17 protein-coding genes and 1 riboswitch are annotated in these 19,319 nt (G+C 61.8%); of the genes, 8 read left to right on the top strand and 9 right to left on the bottom strand.

Annotation, left to right across the window (positions count from 1 at the left end):
- The first annotated feature begins 78 nt into the window (after positions 1–78).
- From FPL22_RS17915 to FPL22_RS17905, 3 genes are read left to right on the top strand one after another with little or no spacing between them, the layout of a single operon-like run.
- Positions 79–528: a GTP cyclohydrolase II gene (locus FPL22_RS17915; protein WP_275263035.1), complete on the top strand. Its 450-nt coding sequence runs from the start codon at positions 79–81 to the stop codon at positions 526–528.
- On the top strand, positions 525–926 hold the full coding sequence (locus FPL22_RS17910; RefSeq protein WP_238991288.1) for a hypothetical protein: 402 nt from the start codon (positions 525–527) through the stop codon (positions 924–926). The genes FPL22_RS17915 and FPL22_RS17910 overlap by 4 nt, the downstream gene beginning before the upstream one ends.
- Complete coding sequence (locus FPL22_RS17905; protein ID WP_338050307.1) at positions 923–1,117, top strand: hypothetical protein; 195 nt, start codon at positions 923–925, stop codon at positions 1,115–1,117. The genes FPL22_RS17910 and FPL22_RS17905 overlap by 4 nt, the downstream gene beginning before the upstream one ends.
- A 152-nt stretch (positions 1,118–1,269) precedes the next feature.
- Here the strand turns inward: FPL22_RS17905 and FPL22_RS02260 are convergent, their stop codons facing one another.
- Positions 1,270–2,157 (bottom strand): HDOD domain-containing protein, encoded by an 888-nt coding sequence (locus tag FPL22_RS02260; RefSeq protein WP_144228494.1) that lies wholly within the window; start codon positions 2,155–2,157, stop codon positions 1,270–1,272.
- A 172-nt stretch (positions 2,158–2,329) separates the two neighbouring features.
- Between FPL22_RS02260 and FPL22_RS02255 the strand changes: the two genes are divergently transcribed.
- Positions 2,330–3,286, top strand: coding sequence for an alpha/beta hydrolase family protein (locus tag FPL22_RS02255; protein ID WP_144228493.1), 957 nt, complete (start codon positions 2,330–2,332; stop codon positions 3,284–3,286).
- Positions 3,287–3,434: 148 nt separating this feature from the next.
- The gene (locus FPL22_RS02250; protein ID WP_162525160.1) at positions 3,435–4,118 is read left to right on the top strand and encodes a DUF4142 domain-containing protein; all 684 of its coding nucleotides are present in this window, start codon (positions 3,435–3,437) and stop codon (positions 4,116–4,118) included.
- A gap of 124 nt (positions 4,119–4,242) precedes the next feature.
- Here FPL22_RS02250 and FPL22_RS02245 read toward each other — a convergent pair whose 3' ends face one another.
- Positions 4,243–5,460: a Y-family DNA polymerase gene (locus FPL22_RS02245; protein ID WP_238991287.1), complete on the bottom strand. Its 1,218-nt coding sequence runs from the start codon at positions 5,458–5,460 to the stop codon at positions 4,243–4,245.
- Positions 5,461–5,549: 89 nt separating this feature from the next.
- Between FPL22_RS02245 and FPL22_RS02240 the strand changes: the two genes are divergently transcribed.
- The 3 genes from FPL22_RS02240 (at position 5,550) to FPL22_RS02230 (ending at position 12,670) form a co-directional block, all read left to right on the top strand.
- Positions 5,550–6,635, top strand: coding sequence for a LacI family DNA-binding transcriptional regulator (locus FPL22_RS02240; RefSeq protein WP_162525159.1), 1,086 nt, complete (start codon positions 5,550–5,552; stop codon positions 6,633–6,635).
- 186 nt (positions 6,636–6,821) lie between these two features.
- Positions 6,822–10,274 (top strand): hypothetical protein, encoded by a 3,453-nt coding sequence (locus FPL22_RS02235; RefSeq protein ID WP_144228490.1) that lies wholly within the window; start codon positions 6,822–6,824, stop codon positions 10,272–10,274.
- A 113-nt stretch (positions 10,275–10,387) separates the two neighbouring features.
- Entirely contained in the window at positions 10,388–12,670 is a 2,283-nt protein-coding gene (locus FPL22_RS02230) for a golvesin C-terminal-like domain-containing protein (protein ID WP_144228489.1), read from the top strand.
- A gap of 29 nt (positions 12,671–12,699) precedes the next feature.
- Here FPL22_RS02230 and moeB read toward each other — a convergent pair whose 3' ends face one another.
- Genes moeB through thiC form a run of 7 tightly spaced genes read right to left on the bottom strand, consistent with a single transcriptional unit; the run spans position 12,700 to position 19,086 of the window.
- Positions 12,700–13,794 (bottom strand): HesA/MoeB/ThiF family protein, encoded by a 1,095-nt coding sequence (gene moeB, locus FPL22_RS02225; protein ID WP_238991286.1) that lies wholly within the window; start codon positions 13,792–13,794, stop codon positions 12,700–12,702.
- Positions 13,778–14,932 (bottom strand): 2-iminoacetate synthase ThiH, encoded by a 1,155-nt coding sequence (gene thiH, locus FPL22_RS02220; RefSeq protein ID WP_144228487.1) that lies wholly within the window; start codon positions 14,930–14,932, stop codon positions 13,778–13,780. Before thiH ends, moeB begins: the two co-directional genes overlap by 17 nt.
- Entirely contained in the window at positions 14,929–15,714 is a 786-nt protein-coding gene (locus tag FPL22_RS02215) for a thiazole synthase (RefSeq protein WP_144228486.1), read from the bottom strand. The genes thiH and FPL22_RS02215 overlap by 4 nt, the downstream gene beginning before the upstream one ends.
- Positions 15,711–16,361: a thiamine phosphate synthase gene (locus FPL22_RS02210; protein ID WP_144228485.1), complete on the bottom strand. Its 651-nt coding sequence runs from the start codon at positions 16,359–16,361 to the stop codon at positions 15,711–15,713. Before FPL22_RS02210 ends, FPL22_RS02215 begins: the two co-directional genes overlap by 4 nt.
- Positions 16,351–16,929: a thiamine phosphate synthase gene (locus FPL22_RS02205; RefSeq protein ID WP_144228484.1), complete on the bottom strand. Its 579-nt coding sequence runs from the start codon at positions 16,927–16,929 to the stop codon at positions 16,351–16,353. The genes FPL22_RS02210 and FPL22_RS02205 overlap by 11 nt, the downstream gene beginning before the upstream one ends.
- 13 nt (positions 16,930–16,942) lie before the next feature.
- Positions 16,943–17,146, bottom strand: coding sequence for a sulfur carrier protein ThiS (thiS, locus tag FPL22_RS02200; RefSeq protein ID WP_144228483.1), 204 nt, complete (start codon positions 17,144–17,146; stop codon positions 16,943–16,945).
- Positions 17,143–19,086, bottom strand: a complete 1,944-nt coding sequence (gene thiC / locus FPL22_RS02195; RefSeq protein ID WP_144228482.1) for a phosphomethylpyrimidine synthase ThiC — start codon at positions 19,084–19,086, stop codon at positions 17,143–17,145. Before thiC ends, thiS begins: the two co-directional genes overlap by 4 nt.
- Before the next feature lie 66 nt (positions 19,087–19,152).
- A riboswitch (TPP riboswitch) is annotated at positions 19,153–19,266 on the bottom strand.
- Between the last annotated feature and the right edge of the window lie 53 nt (positions 19,267–19,319).

The raw sequence follows: 19,319 nt of genomic DNA, 5'->3' as shown, positions 1-19,319 counted from the left end.
GTTACCCGCGCCTTCGCAACCCGCAACTCTGCGCCCTCAACGCGAGAGCGGACATGGCCAAGATCGTTCCCTTCGAACCTGCCGCAGGAGGGCCGCGGTGTCGGTTACGTCGGAAAATCCCGCGACCGCATGCTGGTGCAGGCATCGCTCGACCAGCTTTCGACGTTCCAAGCCTACGCCGCGATGGGCCTCAAAAAGGATCACCGCAACTACGAGAACATTTCCCACATCTGCCAGCTTTTGGGCATCAATGCCTCGTTTACCGTTCTCACCAACAACCCCGACAAAATCGACGCTCTCCGAGCGCAGGGCATCACCATCGCCGGCACCGAGTCCCTCGAGTTCGAACCCGGGCCGTTCAACCTCGCTTACCTCACATCGAAGGCCGCCGGCGGTCACATCCTCCAACGGCCATCCACCACCGCCGTAAAACGTGCCTCCCCCCCGATCCGGTCGTGCTTTTCAAACCGCACGCACTGCCCGAGGCGCATCGCTTCATCTATAACGCGAGTTACTTTCTACCAATGAAACCGGTGGACGACGATGTCCTGCTCACCGAGGTGCAATTCAAGGAGCTCTTCCGCGATCAGTCCGCCATTGAGCGTTACATGTCCGGCCCCCATCCGCTCGTCCTCGGCCACCGGGTGATTCGCGACAATCGTTTCTTGGTTAAAATTTCACCGGATAACCTCACCGCCTTCAAAAAAGAGTATCCGCACGATCCCATCGTCGACCTGCTCACGACGCCTTACTGGTTTCGCGTCCATGTTTACTACGACATCGTCACCAGCGAAGATTTTGTTGTTCTCACCCACGGCAAACCCGGTATCTCCGACCTCCCGGTCGTGCGCATCCACAGCGAATCGCTCTTCAACCGGTTCCCGCTTCGCACCGTGGGAAATCGGACAAGCTCAAGGAGTCGGTGAAGCACATCGTCACTTACGGCAGTGGCTCATTACTCCTCCTGCACAACGACGGCCGCGGCGCCGGCTTCGGAGCCTTCGCCACCGATGCCATGATGGCGGAGAACGGCCAGGCGTGCTCCACCGACGACGCTTATCGCAAGCTCGGCATCGCCTACGACAGTCGCGACTACGACGCTCGCTGGTGTTGTTAAGGCATCATCTGCCTCACGAAAAAATCCAGATGGTGATGAACTCGCCCGACAGCCTCGTGAAAAAACCTGAATACGCCGAGGCCCTCAACCGCCACCACATCCAGGTCGAACGCTGGATATTCCTCGATCACGACTGAGGCTCCGCGCGACGCTCAAGCCGCCTCAAGCGGTGCATCTCCATCAAGGCGTCGCTGCACGTCCTCCAATCGCGAACTCACGACAAATGCGTGCCCCGCGAGCGCCGTCGCCTTCATCTTGAGCGGCGCCAGCAAGCGATCCTCCGGCAACGGCACGCGCACGCCCGGCTCCGCGCATACGTGGGCGGAAAGCCATTTCGCGGCATGCAGCAGACTGCCCAGCTTTCGATAGGCCAGTCCTTCCAGCGGGGCATATTGCCACCGCAACGGCTCGCTCATCTCCGGAGGAAACTCCCATCCGCGCAGAACGTGCGCACCAACTTCCGCCTGCGTGCAGCCCAGTAGCATACGTTCACTCTCACTACACTCACGTGGAAATCCCCGTCCAAAAAGTCCAAGGGTTGGCTGATGCGTTTGCACCCAGTGGTCGATCGCGACCATGCCCACGTTGCCCAGCAACCCAAGCGTGTAGGCCACGTTGCGATCCTCATCGCACACCTCGGCCAGTCGCTCCGCAGCCAGTCCGCACGCCACCGAGCGTCGCCAAAAATCATCCGCCTCGATTCCATACGCCAGCAGCGGTCGCACCAGCACCTGCTCGGCCACCGCATTGGCCACCATTTCGTAAATGTGTTCAAACCCGATGCGGTTCACGGCTAGCTCCACGGAATTACAGCGTTCGCCACGTGAGAACACCACACTGTTGGCCGCCTGCAACACGCGCGCCGAGATTCCCGGATCCCACCGGATCAGCTCGGCAATCTGGTGGATCGAAGTGTCGATATCCATCAAATGGCGCTTCAACAAAGGCAGCACTTTGGGCGCCGAAGGGGGATGATGCAGCGCCTGCGCAATGAGATGGGCCGGGACTTTTTCAAGGAGAGCTGTAGGCGACGCTTTCATCCGAAGTTATGCATTTTACGGCGCATTTAGCCCAAACTTATGCGCCAACTGAGTATTTATCCTCAGATTTCCAACTATCTGGGAATGCATGCAGGATTTTCACGTAACTTATGCGGCTGCAAAGCGCCTATATCGATAACCTCCGCGCACTCCACCAGCCGCACACCTTTCCATGAAACTGACCGCCATCGCGATTTTTTGCCTCATCGGAATTCTACCGCTCTCCGCCGCACCCAACTATCCGGCAGACACCAGGGTCGCACCGGTAAAAACCCTCCTCCTCAACTGGCACGACTCCGCTCGCAACCGCGATGTGCCCGCCAAAATTTATTATCCAGCCAACACCACGTCGCCCTGTCCGGTGATTATTTTCTCCCACGGGTTGGGCGGTTCACGCGAGGGCTACGGTTATCTTGGAGATTATTGGGCGGCGCATGGCTACATCAGCGTCCACCTTCAGCACCCAGGAAGTGACGAAGCCGTCTGGAAAGACAGCAAGCGGCCCATGAAAGACCTCCGTCGTGCCGCGGCCGATCCTGACAACGCCCGCAATCGTCCCCGTGATGTCTCGTTCGCTCTCGATCAACTCACCGCGCTCAACGCGGGCACCGCATCGCCACTCCACGCACGACTTGATCTCAACCGCATTGGCCTCGCCGGGCACTCCTTTGGATCCTTCACCACATTGGCCACCATCACTCCAGCGCATCCAATCGGTGGATACGATCCGCGCATCAAAGCCGCCATCGCCATGAGCACGCCCGCCCCGCGGCGCGACGATCTTTACGCCGCCATTAAGATTCCAGTCTATCATCTCACCGGCACCGCCGACACCGATCAGGCCGGCAGTGTCAAAAACGCCAAAGATCGCCGTATCCCCTACGATCAGACTCATTCCGCGCCCGCCTGCCTGCTGACGTTCGAAGGCGGCGATCACATGGTATTCTCCGGGCCCACTGCACGACAGAAGCCCGACGCTCGTGATCTTCGTTTTCATGATTTCATCGAACGCTCCACACTCGCTTTCTGGGACGCCGAGCTGAAAGGCAGCCAATCCGCTCGCACTTGGCTACATGACGGCAATTTCGCAGCCACGCTGGGCCACTATGGGGTGTTTGAACAAAAGTGATTTTAGCGGCTACGAGCCGTGTTCGAGCAGAACTCGTTCGGTTCCCGTTTTATCGGCGATTTTTCATTTAACGGGGAATCCCCCCACACCGTGGACACAGTCCTGCCTGATGTTAGGCAAGTTACAGATGCGTTATAGTAAGGGCGTTATGAAAAACCAAACTCCCCGCTCCCTTAAGTTCATCACCCTCGGCTGTATCGCTGCATTGGCCCTCCCGCTGAGCGCCCAAAACGAAACCGCTGATACGAACCGTCCTCGTGACGGCAGTGTGAAGCCGGCGCCGGTCACCACCCTCGACGTCAATGCTACCAGCATGCCGAACGTCGCCATGCCTACCGATCCGAATAAGCCGCGCGAACCCAGCCTGAAGGCTCCGGTTTATACCTACAGCGCCACCCCGATGGATCGCAAAGGCGAGAAGTGGGCACACAAGCTCACCGCCTGCGGTGACTACCAAGTAGCCATTTCCAAGCAAGCCTCCACGAAGGCTTCCAACGCCCAGGTTCGTGCCTTCGCCGCCACTCTGGTCGCCGACCACGAGGCCATGAATGCCGACCTCAACGCGATGGCCATGACCAAACGCGTGCAGCCCGACACCAATCATATGAAGAAGCACCATGACGACGTCGTGGATCTGGGCAAGAAGACCGGTAATGATTACGACGAGGCCTACCTTGAGGACGTCATCGACGGCCATGAAGATGCAATCTCAAGCCTCGAGAAGGGCTCCAAATCCGATGACGCCGATGTCGCCGCCTTCTCCGTTCGTTATCTGCCCACCCTTCGCGATCACCTTGCTCGCGCCAAGCAGCTCGACAAAGCCATCGACTAATAACCTGAGCGCGAGGCTTTAATCACCCGTAGCTAAAGTTCAAAAGCGGACTGTCACCCCACAGTCCGCTTTTTCGTGTCCGCATTACTGAAACAGGGAACTGCCAACTGCCGGGAGACTTCGTTTAATCGCCCGTTTTCTTTTTGGCAGACAACTGATGCCCATGTTGCACGCGCTGCAGTTTCCCTTTGTTGAGCTGATCCATCACCGCCGCGAGCTTCCGACGCTTTTCATCAGTCTCCGCAAACATGTCCAACTGACGCCCGCCGTCCTCCACGCTGGAGAACCGCACGCTCACCAATCGCAACGCCCGCGATTGCGTCCAAGCCTTGCGCAACAGCTCCGCTACCAGCGGATAAAACGGCTGCTCGAGATCGCTCGACTCCGGCAGACTCCGCCCCGCCGTCTCTTGCGTAAAATCTCCATAGCGGACTTTCACTGTCATCGTCTTCACGCGTTTTCCGTCCGCACGGATCGACGGCATCAACGCATCGATCATCCCCTTCGCCACGCGCTCGATCTCCGTGAAATCACCGATGTCCTTGGAAAACGTTTCCTGCTGCGAATAACTTTTGGCGTCCTCGTGCTCGGTGTGCACCTCGCGGTCGTCTTCACCCCGCGCCATCGCTAAAAACGATTGCCAGTCGCTTCCCAGCAACGCCGCCAGTTCACGCTCCGTCTTCGTGAACAGATCCCTGATTTTCCATACCCCGCGCATCTGGAGCTCGGTTTCCGTCTTCGTGCCGACACCGGGCAGCTTGCCGATGTCGAGCGGCTCGAGGAATGATGCCTCGGCACCCGCTTCCACGACAACAAAACCACGCGGCTTCCTCAGTTTTGATGCGATTTGGGAAACCAGTTTGTTCATCGCGATGCCCATCGACACAGGAATCTGCAATTCGTCCCAAATCCGCTTCTGCAACCCGCGCACCACCCGCTCGATCTCTTCAACCGATTTCAACCCGCACGGCGTGAGATCAAGATAACCTTCATCGATCGAATTACGCTGCACATAAGGCGTAATCGTCTCGCACAAATCGAACATCTTCCGCGACACCTCGCCGTAGCCCCCCTTGTGCGGGAGCAGGATCAAATCCGGGCACACCTTGAGTGCCCGCGCGGTCGGCATCGGTGTGTAAACGCCGCACGCCCGCGCCTCATAACTCGCCGAGGCGATGATTCCACGCTCGCGTCCGCCCACCGCTACCTTTTTCCCGCGATACTCCGGCTGCAACGCCAGCTCGACCGACACAAAAAACGCGTCGGCATCGAGATGAACAATCGTGGGCAGCGTGTCGGGCATGAGCGGGAAAACCGTCACGCAGTAGAAGCGACGTTGCATCGCGTTTCAACCACCCGACTAAATCAAAATCACAAGAAATGAAGCCGGAGGCTTCCCAAGCGGGCCGCCGGCAGTTAGGGTATTCGGGCATGTCCGTCAGCCGTTACCCCACGACACGAGAGATTGCCGATGCCTGTGAATGCAGCCAGTCGACGGTGAGCAACGCCTTGCGCAACGATCCGCGCATCTCCCTCGCCACGCGAGAGCGTATCCAAAAGATCGCCACCGAGATGGGCTGGAGGGCAAACCCGCTCGCCGCGGCGTTCATGGCCCACCTGCGTTCCACCAAGGCGCCGCGGTATCAGGCCAACCTCGCGTTCATCGTATCGCATCCGCACAGCGCGCGCGCCGAAGATTTGCCCGCTCATCAATACGACAATTTTCTGGGCGCGCGCGAACGCGCCGAGCAGGCCGGCTACGTGCTGGAGCCGGTATGGGTCTGCGAGCCGGGCGTCAACTCGGGCAATCTCGCCCGCATGCTTCAAAGTCGCGGCATCCACGGCCTGTTGATCCCGGGAATGATAAATCCCTCGACCTCGGCCGTCTTCGAGCGGTTTTCCTGGGAGAATTTTTCGTCGGTCGCGCTCGGTTCCGGCCTTGCGCAATCCCCGCTGCACCGCGTGGCGTTCAACTACAACAAGAGCGTGCCGATGGCCCTGCACCGCCTCTTCGAAATGGGTTACCGTCGCATCGCCGTGATCGTGTCCACCGCCTACGATCAAAAGGTAAACCACGGCTGGCTTTACCCGCTTTATTACGAGCAGATGCAGCCCTGGGGCCGCCAATGGATCAAGTTGTGCGTATTCTCCGGCACCGACAACACCGAAGACCGGCGTCATGTGCGCTCGTGGATCGAGCAAGAACGCCCCGATGTGATCCTCGGCGAATACCTCGCATGGCACGTGATCCACGACATGGGCTGGCGCATTCCCGACGACATCGCATTCGCGACGTTCGATTGCTCCTCCGAACACCCGGAGATCGGCGGCATTTATCAGTGTCACGATGTCATCGGCGCCATGGCCGTGGATTTGCTTACCACGCAACTCACCCAAAACGAACGGGGTCTTTCACCCATGCCCAAGCTCCTCCAAATCGAGGGAAATTGGCGCGACGGAGAAAGTGTTCCCGTGCGCGAGGGATCGGCGTTGATCGAAACTCCACGCGCTTCGTAACGCATCGGGGAAACCCCGATTTCGGATTAAATTACCGTAAAACCCGCAGGCTTCCCCCGTCTGCGAATCGTGATCGGCAAAATACCGGTTGGTCGGAGCGTCACCGGCAGCCATCGCCTCAAGGGTCAGTTCTTACCCCCGCACGCCGTTCAACCGGTCTCTGCAAAAAACCCAACCCCCATCACGATGACTCCGTCGATACGTTTACGTTTCCTGCTGCGCCTCACCCTCGGCGCGGCAACCGGTCTGGTCTCCACCCTCAACGCCGCCGACTGGTATCTCCAGGCCAACAGCGGCCTTTCCCAACACTGGCATACCCCCGCCGCCTGGTGGTCGCAGCCGTCCGGCGGAGGCACCAACCCCTCCAGTATCAGCAACGCCGATACTTTCCATACCAACGGTTACGTGTTGCGCACGCCCGAAACCTCCGTGGCGTCCCCCTTCACGGGCGGCGTGCTCATCATCGACGGTGGTTCAGTTCTCATAAAGCAAAACGGCACCTCGACCAATCCCGTCACGATCCCCGCCCTGCTCACCAAAGGAGGTTCGGCGCGCGGTCTCTCAAACGGCTCTGGCGGCACGCAGATCCTCAACGTCACCGACTTCCTCACAACGCGTTCCGAGGTGACTTCGTTCAACACCGGCGGCGCAACCCGCGGATTGAACCTCACCTTCGGCAACCTTCGCGGTGACGGCGACCTCCAGCTTCTCGGTGGCGGCATCCATCAACTGGCCGTCACCACCGGCACCGGCTTCTATGGCACACTCTATCTGACCGGGAGCAGCACCCTCAGCACCACGAGCGCAGCCAACCTCAAGGGCTCGCTCGTCATTGAGGCCGGCAGCAAGGTGAACCTTAACCACAATCTCACCGTCACCAGCCTCGTGGTGGGCGGCACGACCAACGCCACCGACGGCCTGGCCGGTCTCAAGCGAAACGGCACCACGTTAGCCGCCAACACGACCTACACGTTCGCGCAACTCCAGACCGCCTTCCCTGCGATCTTCCTGAGCGGTTCCGGCAGCATCACCGTGACCCAACCCGCCCTTGCGGTAAACGCCGCAAACGTGATCGACAACGTCGGCATCGGCCAGCTCGGCGTGAATCTGAGCGCCGGCAAATTCTGGATGTCCACCACGCCCAACTACCGCGCCGATCTCGAACGCCTGAAGGTCGGCATGATCCGCACCGGTGTTTATCCTTCGAAGGACTACACGCTTAACGACATGGATATCCGCGTCGCCCAGATCATCAACGCCGGCGGCGTTCCGCTCTTCGTCGGTCCGATCACCAAGCCGAATCCGCCCTTCAACACCGAGCAGCAGCACTTGCATGACAACTTCCTCGATCTGAACGGCAACATCGGCTCCGGCACCATCGCCACCAATATCGCCTTCCTGGTCCAGCGTTACAAGGCGCCCCCCTTCAACCTCACCACCCAATACTGGGAGGTCGGCAACGAGCCCGACATCTCAGTCGATTATCAGGTCGCCTCACCGCAGGAATACATCGACGCCTTCCAGAGCGTTCATAACCAGCTCATCGCCTCCGGCGTGCGTCAAAATGTGAAGCTCTGCGGTCCGGTCGTCGCCGCCGAATACGGCTTCGCTATGAACGCCAACCGCGCCGACAACATCCTCAACGCATTCTTCGCCCAATGCGCCGCACCTCTCAATGGCTACCAGCAGGTCGACGTTGTTACCCGCCACCTCTACGCCGAGATCTACGATTGGGAGACCAACGCACCCGATCCCGTCGAGAACGCCTACAACATTCTCAATCACCCGACCGAACAGGTCTCCTTCACCCAGGCCCGCATTGCCCAGTGGCCCTACCGCGGCGAAGGCGCCATCCAGGGCAAACTTCGTGAATACGGTTTTCCCGAAAACGTCGGCACCGGCATCACCGAGTTCAACATCCCGCTGGAGATGCGTCACACCATCACCCAAGGCCTGTGGTTCCTCACCTACGATCACTTCTCGCTCTACAACCCGCGCAATATTCTCAGCAGCGGCTTCGCCTTCGACATCAAGACGAACCCCGCCATGCACTATTATCAGAACAACCTGCCGAACCACGCGTGGTGGGCCACCTACGTCCACAACCGTCTCACCGGCGATGAAATCCTCGAGCAGCATAGCAGCGACACGCACTTGCTCGTCACCGGCACCCAGGATGAACGCTACGTCTATGTGCAGGTCTTGAATCGCAACGACGGCGCCATCACCGCGTCACTCGCGATCACCAACGCGCCGGTCTCCGGCTCTACCAATCCCGAGATGTTCGTCATGTCCGCGACCGAGCTGCCCGACGTCGCCGTGCCCACCAGCCTCGGCACGAGCTTCAGCTACACGTTCCCGGCCATGACCACGCGGGTATTCCGTTACCTGCGCAGCGACGCGCCTGCGATCGTAGCCCCGCCCGGCCCGCCCACGAGCAACGTCGTGCTCGACACCACGTTCACGACCGCGCCCGACGGCATGCTCACCTATCACACCGGCTCGTTCCAGCCGGCCGTGATCACCGGTGATCTCAAGCTCACGCACAACAGCGCCAACCTCACCACCGCCGTGGTCTTTGCCGGCCAGCCGCTCGCGGCCTCGCAGAAACGCATGCAGGCGCGCTTCGGCTACCGCATCAACTCCGGTCACGCCGGCTCCGGCTTCGTCTTTGGCGCCTACTCGGCCAACCCCGCGCAACATGGCGCCGGTCTCGCCGGCCTCGGCTTCTATCAGCAGCCCAACGTCCTTTTCGGCGTGAAGGTGCAGGCCAAGGGCACCGAGCCTGATCTCATCGCGATCACGCCCGCGCCCGTCACACCCAATGTCGACGGTTTCGCGTCCCAGCCGCTGCCTCTCTATCCGTGGGGCTACGCCGAGGACATGTTTGTCGTAATCGATTACGATGGTGACGCCGGCACCGTTCGCACCCGCCTTTACAAGGGTGCCAACGACTCCACCGCGCCCGTCGCCGACCTCATCAATCGCCTCGGCAATCCCGCCTCGCTCCCCGCCGGCACCGTGTTCGGTTTCACGTCTTCGACCGCGAGTTTCTCACAGATCAACCTGATCCAGAATCTGAAGATCACCACCGACAACGGCGCCGCGCTCACCGCCGGCACGCCTTTCACTCTGCAATCGTGGACCGCCGCCCCGTGGAGCGCCACCGCCGGTGCGACGTCGTTCTCCGCCGGATTCAGTCCGGATGGCATTCCCGTCACGCTGACTTTCGGTTCACCCAAAACCGGTGTGAACGTCACGGTGCCCGCCACGCCGAACTTCACCGGCGCGGTGAATTCCGCCTTCGGTTTCGAGTCGTCCGGCTTCGGCGTCGGCACGCCGACCAATGTCGGTCGCTTCGAGCGCGGCGAGAGTTTCACCCTCCAGACTAATCACGCCTTCGCGCTTCAACAAATCAGTTGGTATGAGTGGACCGGCGACGAGCAGGTCCACGTGCAATGGACCCAGGGCGGTGTCGTGCAACAGCAGGTGTTCACGATCAACGCGGCGCTCTTCAACTTCACCAGTGTGCAGGCCGACGCCAATACCCCCGTCGTTTTCACCAATGTCAGCCCGACCAGCGCCAACCTGAGCGGACGCCTGCGCGTGAAGCACGTCGTCACCGCTCTGCTCAATTAAACCGAAGCGATCCCATCATCATTCGATGACATCGTGATATCGCCCGCCTGAAACCAGAGAGGACGGCCCCCGCCGTCCTCTCTTTTGGTTTTAAACCTCTTTCCCTGTTTCGCATGAAATCCCCCGCTTCCTTTTTTCGCCTCACCGCCATCACTGTTTTCCTAGGCATGGTGGCCACTCCGTTCACCCACGCGGTCGAACCCGTTCGCGTCGTCGCCACCGGCGGACGCATCGCCAGCAATTTCTACACGCCCGCCATCGCCAACACGTCCTTCCGCCACCGCTCGCCGCACAAGCTCGGCGGGCCCGTCGCCGAGATACAGATCGGCTTCATGGACTGGATGTATCCCTATGACGCCGAAACACCCAACGCCACCAACGACGTCACCATCAGCCACGCGTGGCTTGAACGCGCCTCCACCGGCCAGCGCGTGCCCCTCACGTTCTCCGGCTCCCGCACGCTCGTGCTGCCGATGAACTCCACCACGCCCTTCTGGTTGTCCGATGCCATTCCGTCTTCCACCTGGACCGGCGCCACGCCCGCGCGCGACGAGGTGTTCTGGCTGCACATTCGCGGTTCCATCCCCACCGGTGGAAAAATCCCCAGCGGCACGCCCACCACTTACTCGGGCTCGAAGTTCGTGGTCTATCCGCCCGCCAATGATCCCGGCACTTTCGACACCGCCGGTCCCATCCCCGCCATCACCGGCGGTTCCACCCGCCCCGCCGGTCTGCCCGTCGTCTTCCTCGGGCGTTACACTACGCCCGGCCACCTCGCCGTCATCGGTATCGGTGACAGCATTCTGGATGGCACCGGCGATCTCACCAACCCGGTTCCCGCCATTTCCGGCTACGGCTTCTTCAACCGCGCCGCCGTCGACAGCGCCGGCGCCAACGCCATCGCCACGTTCAACCTCACGCGCCACGGCCAGACCGCCGCGAACTTCGTCAACCCCGCCCGCCAGCAACGCCAGACGCACTTCCTGCCGTTCGCCAACGTCGTCGTCGAAGAATACGGCACCAACGACCTCGGCTCCGGCGGCACCGGCGACGCCACCGCGATCGGCACGCGCACCGAGAGCATCTGGACCATGGCTCGCAATGCCGGCGTCCAAAAAATCATCCGCACCAAGCTCATGCCCCGCACGTCCAGCACCGACAGCTGGGCTACGCTCGCCGGACAAACTCCGCTCCCCAACTGGGGCGCCGGCGGAAAACGCGATGCCATCAACGACAATTTTTCCACCGACCTTGCTGACGGTAAAATTGACGTGCTGCTCGATACTTTCGCCGCGATCGCCACACCCTCCGACAACACGCGTTGGCTCACCAACGGCGCCGCCAAATACACCACCACCGACGGCGCCCACGTCTCGCCCGCCGGAAACGCGCTCCTCGCCGCTCCCCTGCGCGCCGCCCTGCTGTCGCTCACCGTGGATGCACCGACCACTCCGACTTTGACGGAAGTGATCATCGACAATCTCGACGCCACCCCGCTCTTCACAAAATCAGCCGGCTGGACCACCGGCTCCGCCACCGGCCAGCACAGCTCCAACTACTTTCACGACGGCGACACGCGCGACGGCACTCGCACCGCCCTCTTCACTCCACCATTCCCCGCCACCGGCAACTACATCGTCACCGTCAACTGGGTGCCCAACGCCAACCGTGCCAGTAACACGCCCATCGACGTCATCCACGCGGGCGGAATCACCCCCTTCACCATCGATCAAAAGAGCGGCGGCGCCTGGCATCCGCTCGGCGTGTTCACGTTTTCGCCGAACAGCAACCACGGTGTCTTCATTGATAACGCCGGGACCAACGGCTACGTCATCGCCGACGCCGTCAAATTCACGCCCTCGATCCCCGGAGCTCCCGGCAACTCCGTCACGTCGCAGTCCTGGACTTCCGCCCCGTGGAACGCCGTCAACGGCGGCACGTCCTTCGCCGCCAGCATCAATCCCGACGGCACACCCGCCACGCTCACGTTCGCCGCCCCCAAGACCGGTGTGAACGTCAACACGCCGTCCGCGCCCGACTTCGCCCCCGCCGTCACGTCCTTCTTTGGCTTTGAAGGCTCCGGCTTCGGCGTGGGCAACAGCGGTCTCGGCCGTTTCGAGCGCGGCGAAAGTTTCACCATCACCGCCGCCCGTGCCTTCGTCCTCCAAAAGATCACGTGGTGGGAGTTCAACGGCGACGAGGTCGTCCACCTGCGCTGGACCCAAAACGGCGTCGTCCAACAACAGCTCTTCCCCGTGAACGCCAGCGCCCACGTCTTCACCGGAGTCCACGCCGACGCCAACACGCCCGTCGTCATCACCAACGTCAGCCCCACCGGCGCCCTTCTCTCCGGCCGCCTCCGCATCAACCAAATCACCACCGCGTTCATCCAGTAGGCCAACACCCGCATCCGCCTTGGATTAACTCAACGGTCCGTCCACGCCTTAAACCCGCCGCACAGGCTGCGCACCGCCTGGAAACCATGTCGTTCACGCAACGGCACCAGTGCTTTCAGGCTGCGCACGCCGCCCGCGCAATACGCCACCGTGTCTTTTGTCGGATCGAGCGCAGCCAGCGCGGCGGCGCCTTCATCGGTTCCGAGCTTTCCCAACGGCACGTGGATCGACGGCTGTATCGCGCCGAGCGCACGCTCCCAGTCCTCGCGCACATCGATGAGCTGCACTGTGAGATTCGCCTTCAACTCGGCGGAGGTGAGTTCGTCTCCCGTCGGCTTCGCCGGCACCGCGCACGTCTCGCCATAACCTTCCGGCGGCAGCTCGGTGATCCGGCTGGCGGGATCCGCCGCAAAGCGCAGCGTGCGCGACGTCATCGTCAGCGAATTCCACAGCAGCAACCGCCCCGACAACGGCTCGCCGATACCCGTGATCACCTTGATTGTCTCCGTCGCTTGAATCGTCCCGATCAGCCCCGGCAGCACGCCGAGCACGCCGGCCTCCGAACAATTCGGCACCGTCCCCGCCGCCGGCGGCTCGGGGAACAGACACCGATACGTCGGACCACCCTTGAAATTAAACACACTCGCCTGCCCCTCGAAACCTTGGATCGCGCCGTAAATGAGCGGTTTTCCGGCGAGCACGCACGCATCGTTCACCAGATAGCGCGTCGCAAAATTATCCGAGCCATCGACCACGACGTCATGCGCGCGGATCAGCTCCAAAGCGTTGTTGCGATTCAGCCGTCCAACCAGCGGGACGATTTCGATCAATGAATTCAACGCCCGCAACCGCCGCGCCGCCGCCTCGGCCTTGGGCTGGCCGACATCGTCAGTCGTAAACAAAACCTGTCGCTGAAGATTCGATACATCGACCACGTCCGCATCGATCACCGTCAGCTTCCCGACGCCCGCCGCCGCGAGATACAATAAAATCGGACACCCCAACCCGCCCGCACCGATCACCAGCACGCGCGACGCCTGCAACTTGGCCTGCGCCTCGGGCCCGAAGCCAGAGAGCGACAGGTGCCGCTGGTAGCGCGCAAGTTCGTCAGGCGTGAACGACATCGTTGGAGCGGGCGGTTTGTTGGCCGTCGTAAGTCGCATCCCAGTCTTTCCACACGGCCTCGTAACCATTGGTTTTCAAAAAAGCGGCGACCTCGGCCGGTGAACGCTCATCGCTGATCTGGAACTGCTCCAGCGACTCCGGTTCGCTCGCGTAGCCGCCCGGATTGGTCTTCGAGCCCGCGCTCATCGACGTGAAGCCGAGCTTGAACGCATTGTTGCGGAAATGCGGACTCTCGCGCGTCGAAAGCGACAGCTCCACTTCCTGACTGAACAACCGGAACGCGCACGCCGTCTGGATGAGATCACGCTCGTTGAACGGAGTGACGGGAATTTCATTGCCCTCGTGCGGACGCAGCCGCGGAAACGCGATGCTGTAGCGCGTGCGCCAGTAATGCTTCTCCATGTAGTGTAGATGCAGGCCCACAAACCACGACTCCGCACGCCAGTCGGAGAGACCGTAGAGCGCACCAAGGCCGATCTTCTTCACCCCGGCGGTGCCGAGCCGGTCCGGCGTCGCCAGACGATATTCCATGTCCGCCTTGGGACCTTTCAAATGATGCTTCGGATAAGCGATCGGATCGTAGGTTTCTTGATAGACGAGCACCGCGCTCAAACCGTCGGCGGTTAACGCGGCGTATTCCTCGGCGTCGAGCGGCTGAACCTCCATCGACAGGTTGGAGAAACGCGGACGCAGCAGGCGCAGCGCGTTCTGAAAATAGGCGAGCCCGTAGCGCGACGATTCGCCGGTCACGAGGAGCACGTGGTCGAAGCCGAACTTTTCGAGGGCGTCGGCCTCGGCGGAAATCTCCGCATCATCGAGCGCCTTGCGCGGGATGCGGTTCTGCGCGCTGAAGCCGCAGTAGCTGCAAATATTGGCGCACACGTTGGTCAGATACATCGGCGCGTAGAGCTGCATCGTTCGACCGAAACGCTCGACGGTGAGCCGGTGGCTGAGCGCCGCCATCTCCTCAAGAAACGGCGCGGCGGCCGGCGAAAGCAGCGCGGCGAGATCATCGAGGTTGAGACCACGGCCCTGCTTGCCGAGCGCACGGCGAACATCCGCCTCGGTCGCGGCGGCAATGCGCGCGCCAACGGCGGCGAAGTCGTGTTGTTTCCAAGTATCGACGAACGTGCTCATACCGAAGCGAGGAAGGAGGTGAGCGGCGAAGTCGCGTGGGCTTCACCTTTGGTGGAACGAGCGGCCAATCCGGCCTCGAAACCGAGACGGCCGGCCTCGACCGCGAGTTTGAAGGCTGCACCCATTGCCACCGGATCGGCGGCGGCGGCAATCGCCGTGTTCACAAGAACGGCGTCCGCGCCCATTTCGAGCGCGGCGGCGGCGTGGGACGGTGTGCCGAGACCGGCATCGATCACCACGGGGACGCGAGACTGCGCGATGATAATTTCCAAGAAGGCGCGTGTCTCGAGTCCGAGGTTGCTGCCGATGGGTGCGCCGAGCGGCATAACGGCGGCGGCTCCGGCCTCTTCGAGCTGTTTGCACAGCACCGGATCGGCGTGAACGTAGGGCAGCACGACGAAGCCGCGCTTCACCAATTCACGCGTGGCTAGGAGCGTTTCGATCGCGTCGGGCATGAGATACTTGGGATCGGGATGAATCTCCAACTTCAGCCAGTTGGTGCCGAGCGCCTCGCGGGCGAGCTCCGCGGCGAGGATCGCTTCCTTGGCATCACGCACGCCGGACGTGTTGGGCAGCAGACGATACTTGGTCGTATCGAGCTGGCTCATGATATCGTCGTGTCCGCCATCGGTGCGCACGCGGCGCAGCGCCATGGTGACGAGTTCGGCTCCGGATGCTGCGAGGCTTTCGGACATGACGGCGCCAGAACTGTATTTGCCGGTTCCAAGGAAGAGGCGCGAGCGGAGCGTGACGCCGGCGATAACAAGGGGGGATGTTTTCATGGAGCTAAGGAAGTCGCGTTCCACGCGTCGATGAACGCGGCGTGGTTGGCGGTGACTTGGGAGTTTGCGTAAAGCGAGGACGACACCGCGACACCCGCGAGGCGGGCCGCACGCAGCGCAGGCAGATCGGATGGCAACACGCCGCCAATGGCCCACGCAGGCAGTCCGTCGAGGAGCGGCAGCAGCGCGGCGATGCCTTCGAGTCCGAGGACGGGCGCGAGTTTCTGCTTTGTAGTCGTGAAACGCAGCGGCCCGATACCGACGTAGTCGAGCACATGGGACTCGGCCGCACGACGCGCGTCTTCGGCGTTGTTCACGGTTCCGCCGAGAAGTTTTTCAGTGCCGAGACGGGCGCGGGCTGCGATCCAATCCTCGTCGAGCTTGCCGAGGTGCACGCCGTCGGCGTCGGCCGCGAGGGCGATCTCGACCGAGTCGTTGATGGTGACGAGTGCCCCACCCTGGTGGCCGATGACGACAACTTCGCGGGCGATCGCGAGCCATGCGTCGGGCGCGGCGTTCTTCACGCGCAGCTGAATCCAGCCCGCGCCGGCGGCGACGAGCGCGCGCGCCTGGTCGGCGTGCGAGAGCGGCAGGCCGTCCATCGTGAGGCACATGACCGGAGGGAAATGGTCGGGATCAAGCGGCATGGGCGTGAAGGGCGTTTTGGAGTTCGGCGAAAGCACGCACAGGATCGGCGGCTTGCCACACGGCTCCGAGGATGGCGACACCGTCGAAGCCAAATTCGCGACAAGCTTGGATGCGCGTAGCGTCAATGCCGCCGAGGGCGATCACCTCGGCGCGGCGCGGAAGCGCGAGCAGTGTGCGGAGTTCGTCGCGGTCAAAAGCGGGGCCGTAGCCAGGCTTCGAAAACGACGGGAAGACCGGACTGAAAACCAACCGGGCACGTGCATCGAGCAGTCCGCCCAACTCGACAAGCGAATGGACGGCGTGGCTGCGGAGCGGAGCGAACGGCGTGGCGGTGGGTGCATTATGAACACCGCCAACAGCGAACTCAGCGGCAAGCTCGTGGTGCGAATGCAGCACGATGCGCGAATGGAACTCGGCCGGCAGCGAACGGAGCCAGGCGGCGAGTTGATCGCGCGACCAAGTTGGCTTGCGCAGGTGATAGCTCGTCAGGCCCGCAGCGAAGAGCTGCGCGAGCACGGATTGCTCGCGGGAGTCTTCGTTCTCCGGAGATATGACGATGAGTTTCACGGGACGCTGAACGTTAGCCGCCTTGGGTGGCTTGGATCACGAGGATGCGTTCGCCTTCGGCGAGCGCGCGGGTCGGCCACGTTGAACGCGGCACGACCTCGTCGTTGATGGCGATGGCCACGCCTTTGCGCTCGGCCAAGCCCAGTTCGCGGAGCAAATCCGCGAGTTGGGCGCCGCTCGCGAGGGCGCGGGGCTGATCATTGACGAAGACGGTCATTTTTTCTCTTCGACGTAGATCTCGCCGCCGGTGGCGTGGAACTCGTCGGCCTTTTCTTTCATGCCGGCTTCGATGGCTTCGACGGAGTTCAGTCCATGCTCGTCGGCGTATTTGCGGATGTCGTCGGTGATACGCATCGAGCAGAACTGCGGTCCGCACATCGAACAAAAATGCGCGGTCTTGGCGCCGTCCTGCGGGAGGGTTTCGTCGTGGTATTCGCGGGCGCGGTCCGGATCGAGCGAGAGGTTGAACTGATCCTGCCAGCGGAACTCGAAGCGGGCTTTGGAAAGCGCGTTGTCGCGGTATTGGGCTGCCGGGTGTCCCTTGGCCAAGTCGCCGGCGTGGGCTGCTATCTTGTAGGTGATGACGCCGGTGCGCACGTCGTCGCGGTTGGGCAGGCCGAGGTGTTCTTTCGGCGTGACGTAGCAGAGCATCGCGCAGCCGTGCCAGCCGATGATGGCGGCACCGATGCCGCTGGTGATGTGGTCGTAGCCGGGAGCGATGTCGGTCGTGAGCGGCCCGAGCGTGTAGAACGGAGCCTCGTCGCACCACTCGAGCTGTTTCTGCATGTTCTCCGCGATCATGTGCATGGGAACGTGGCCGGGGCCTTCGTTCATGACTTGCACGCCGCGCGCCCAGGCACGCTTGGTGAGTTCGCCCTGGGTTTTGAGTTCGCCGAATTGCGCTTCGTCGTTGGCGTCGGCGATGGCGCCGGGGCGCAGGCCGTCACCGATGGAGAACGACACGTCGTAGGCGGCCATGATGTCGCAGATGTCGTCCCAGTGGGTGTAGAGGAAGTTCTCTTTGTGGTGCGAGAGGCACCACTTCGCCATGATGGAACCGCCGCGGGAAACGATGCCGGTCATGCGGCGCGCGGTGAGCGGGATGTAACGCAAGAGCACGCCGGCGTGGATCGTGAAGTAGTCGACGCCCTGCTCGGCCTGCTCGATCAGCGTGTCGCGGAAAATCTCCCACGTGAGCGCCTCGGGGCGTCCGCCGACTTTTTCGAGAGCCTGATAAATCGGAACGGTGCCGACGGGCACGGGGCAGTTGCGGAGAATCCACTCGCGAGTCTGGTGGATGTTCTTGCCGGTGGAGAGATCCATCAGGGTGTCACCACCCCATTTGACGGACCAACGCATCTTCTCGACCTCTTCGTCGATCGACGAGGCGACGGCGGAATTGCCGATGTTGGTGTTGATCTTAACGAGGAAGTTGCGGCCGATGATCATCGGCTCGAGCTCGGGATGATTGATGTTCGCCGGAATGATCGCACGACCACGGGCAACTTCGGAACGGACGAACTCGGGCGTGATTTCCTTGGGGATCGAGGCGCCGAAGGATTCGCCGGCGTGCTGGCGCCAGAGGGAATTGCGCGGGCCTTCCTCGGTCATTTCGAGCAGTTCGCGCGAACGCTGGAGCTTCATGTTTTCGCGGATGGCGATGAACTCCATCTCGGGCGTGATGATGCCGGCGCGGGCGTATTGGAGCTGGGTGACAATCTTGCCCGCCTTGGCGCGGAGGACTTTGTTTTGGCTGCGGTCGAAGAACTTGATCGCGTTGCGACGGCCCTCGGCCTCGGCCTGCGCGCGGTGTTGTTCGGAGAGATAACCGTCGTCGATGGGCTTGATTTCGCGGCCGACTACTTCTTCGACGTCGCCGCGCTCGAGGATCCAGTCGCGGCGGATCGTCGGCAGACCTTGGGTGGCGTCGCCATGGAAAGCGGAGTCGCCCCACGCGCCGGAGGTGTCGTAAACGCGCACGGCCTCGTTGGGGACCTCGGTGCCATTGGGAAGCTTCGTCGGCGAGAGCGCGATCTCACGCATCGGCACGCGAATGTCGGGGCGGCTGCCGGTGATGTAAACGCGGGTGGACGCGGGGAACTCGCGGCGGTTGGCCGAGGAGTCGGCAGCTTCGGTCTTGGTGGCGGATGTGGACATGAGGATGGGTGAATTGAGGGCCGCGGCCGACAACGCCATCAGGAGTTCCGGACCCGCCGCAACTGTCGCGACGAATCCCGTTTTCCCTTCGACGGTGCTAACCGCATCAGGTTCGAAGACTTTAGGGACGGAACGTGTCCCACTCTCAGCCCGACGCCTCGGGTTCGCCTAAACAAATGTGCGCTTACCTACACGCGAAACCGTCAAAGTTTCAACTCTATTCCCCGAATCGA

The organism is Rariglobus hedericola (assembly GCF_007559335.1).
Taxonomy (GTDB): Bacteria; Verrucomicrobiota; Verrucomicrobiia; order Opitutales; family Opitutaceae; genus Rariglobus; species Rariglobus hedericola.
The sequence above is the reverse complement of the archived record's forward strand: the minus strand, read 5'-3'. Positions and strand labels throughout refer to the sequence as shown.

What these genes read in the sequence shown, in the direction of transcription:
- FPL22_RS02240 (WP_162525159.1), top strand. Translation starts at nt 5,550, where the DNA reads ATGTCCGTCAGCCGTTACCCCACGACACGAGAGATTGCCGATGCCTGT.
- FPL22_RS02210 (WP_144228485.1), bottom strand. Translation starts at nt 16,361, where the DNA reads ATGCCGCTTGATCCCGACCATTTCCCTCCGGTCATGTGCCTCACGATG.
- FPL22_RS02235 (WP_144228490.1), top strand. Translation starts at nt 6,822, where the DNA reads ATGACTCCGTCGATACGTTTACGTTTCCTGCTGCGCCTCACCCTCGGC.
- FPL22_RS02215 (WP_144228486.1), bottom strand. Translation starts at nt 15,714, where the DNA reads ATGAAAACATCCCCCCTTGTTATCGCCGGCGTCACGCTCCGCTCGCGC.
- FPL22_RS02255 (WP_144228493.1), top strand. Translation starts at nt 2,330, where the DNA reads ATGAAACTGACCGCCATCGCGATTTTTTGCCTCATCGGAATTCTACCG.
- thiH (WP_144228487.1), bottom strand. Translation starts at nt 14,932, where the DNA reads ATGAGCACGTTCGTCGATACTTGGAAACAACACGACTTCGCCGCCGTT.
- FPL22_RS17910 (WP_238991288.1), top strand. Translation starts at nt 525, where the DNA reads ATGAAACCGGTGGACGACGATGTCCTGCTCACCGAGGTGCAATTCAAG.
- moeB (WP_238991286.1), bottom strand. Translation starts at nt 13,794, where the DNA reads ATGTCGTTCACGCCTGACGAACTTGCGCGCTACCAGCGGCACCTGTCG.
- thiS (WP_144228483.1), bottom strand. Translation starts at nt 17,146, where the DNA reads ATGACCGTCTTCGTCAATGATCAGCCCCGCGCCCTCGCGAGCGGCGCC.
- FPL22_RS02245 (WP_238991287.1), bottom strand. Translation starts at nt 5,460, where the DNA reads ATGCAACGTCGCTTCTACTGCGTGACGGTTTTCCCGCTCATGCCCGAC.
- FPL22_RS02260 (WP_144228494.1), bottom strand. Translation starts at nt 2,157, where the DNA reads ATGAAAGCGTCGCCTACAGCTCTCCTTGAAAAAGTCCCGGCCCATCTC.
- FPL22_RS02250 (WP_162525160.1), top strand. Translation starts at nt 3,435, where the DNA reads ATGAAAAACCAAACTCCCCGCTCCCTTAAGTTCATCACCCTCGGCTGT.
- thiC (WP_144228482.1), bottom strand. Translation starts at nt 19,086, where the DNA reads ATGTCCACATCCGCCACCAAGACCGAAGCTGCCGACTCCTCGGCCAAC.
- FPL22_RS02230 (WP_144228489.1), top strand. Translation starts at nt 10,388, where the DNA reads ATGAAATCCCCCGCTTCCTTTTTTCGCCTCACCGCCATCACTGTTTTC.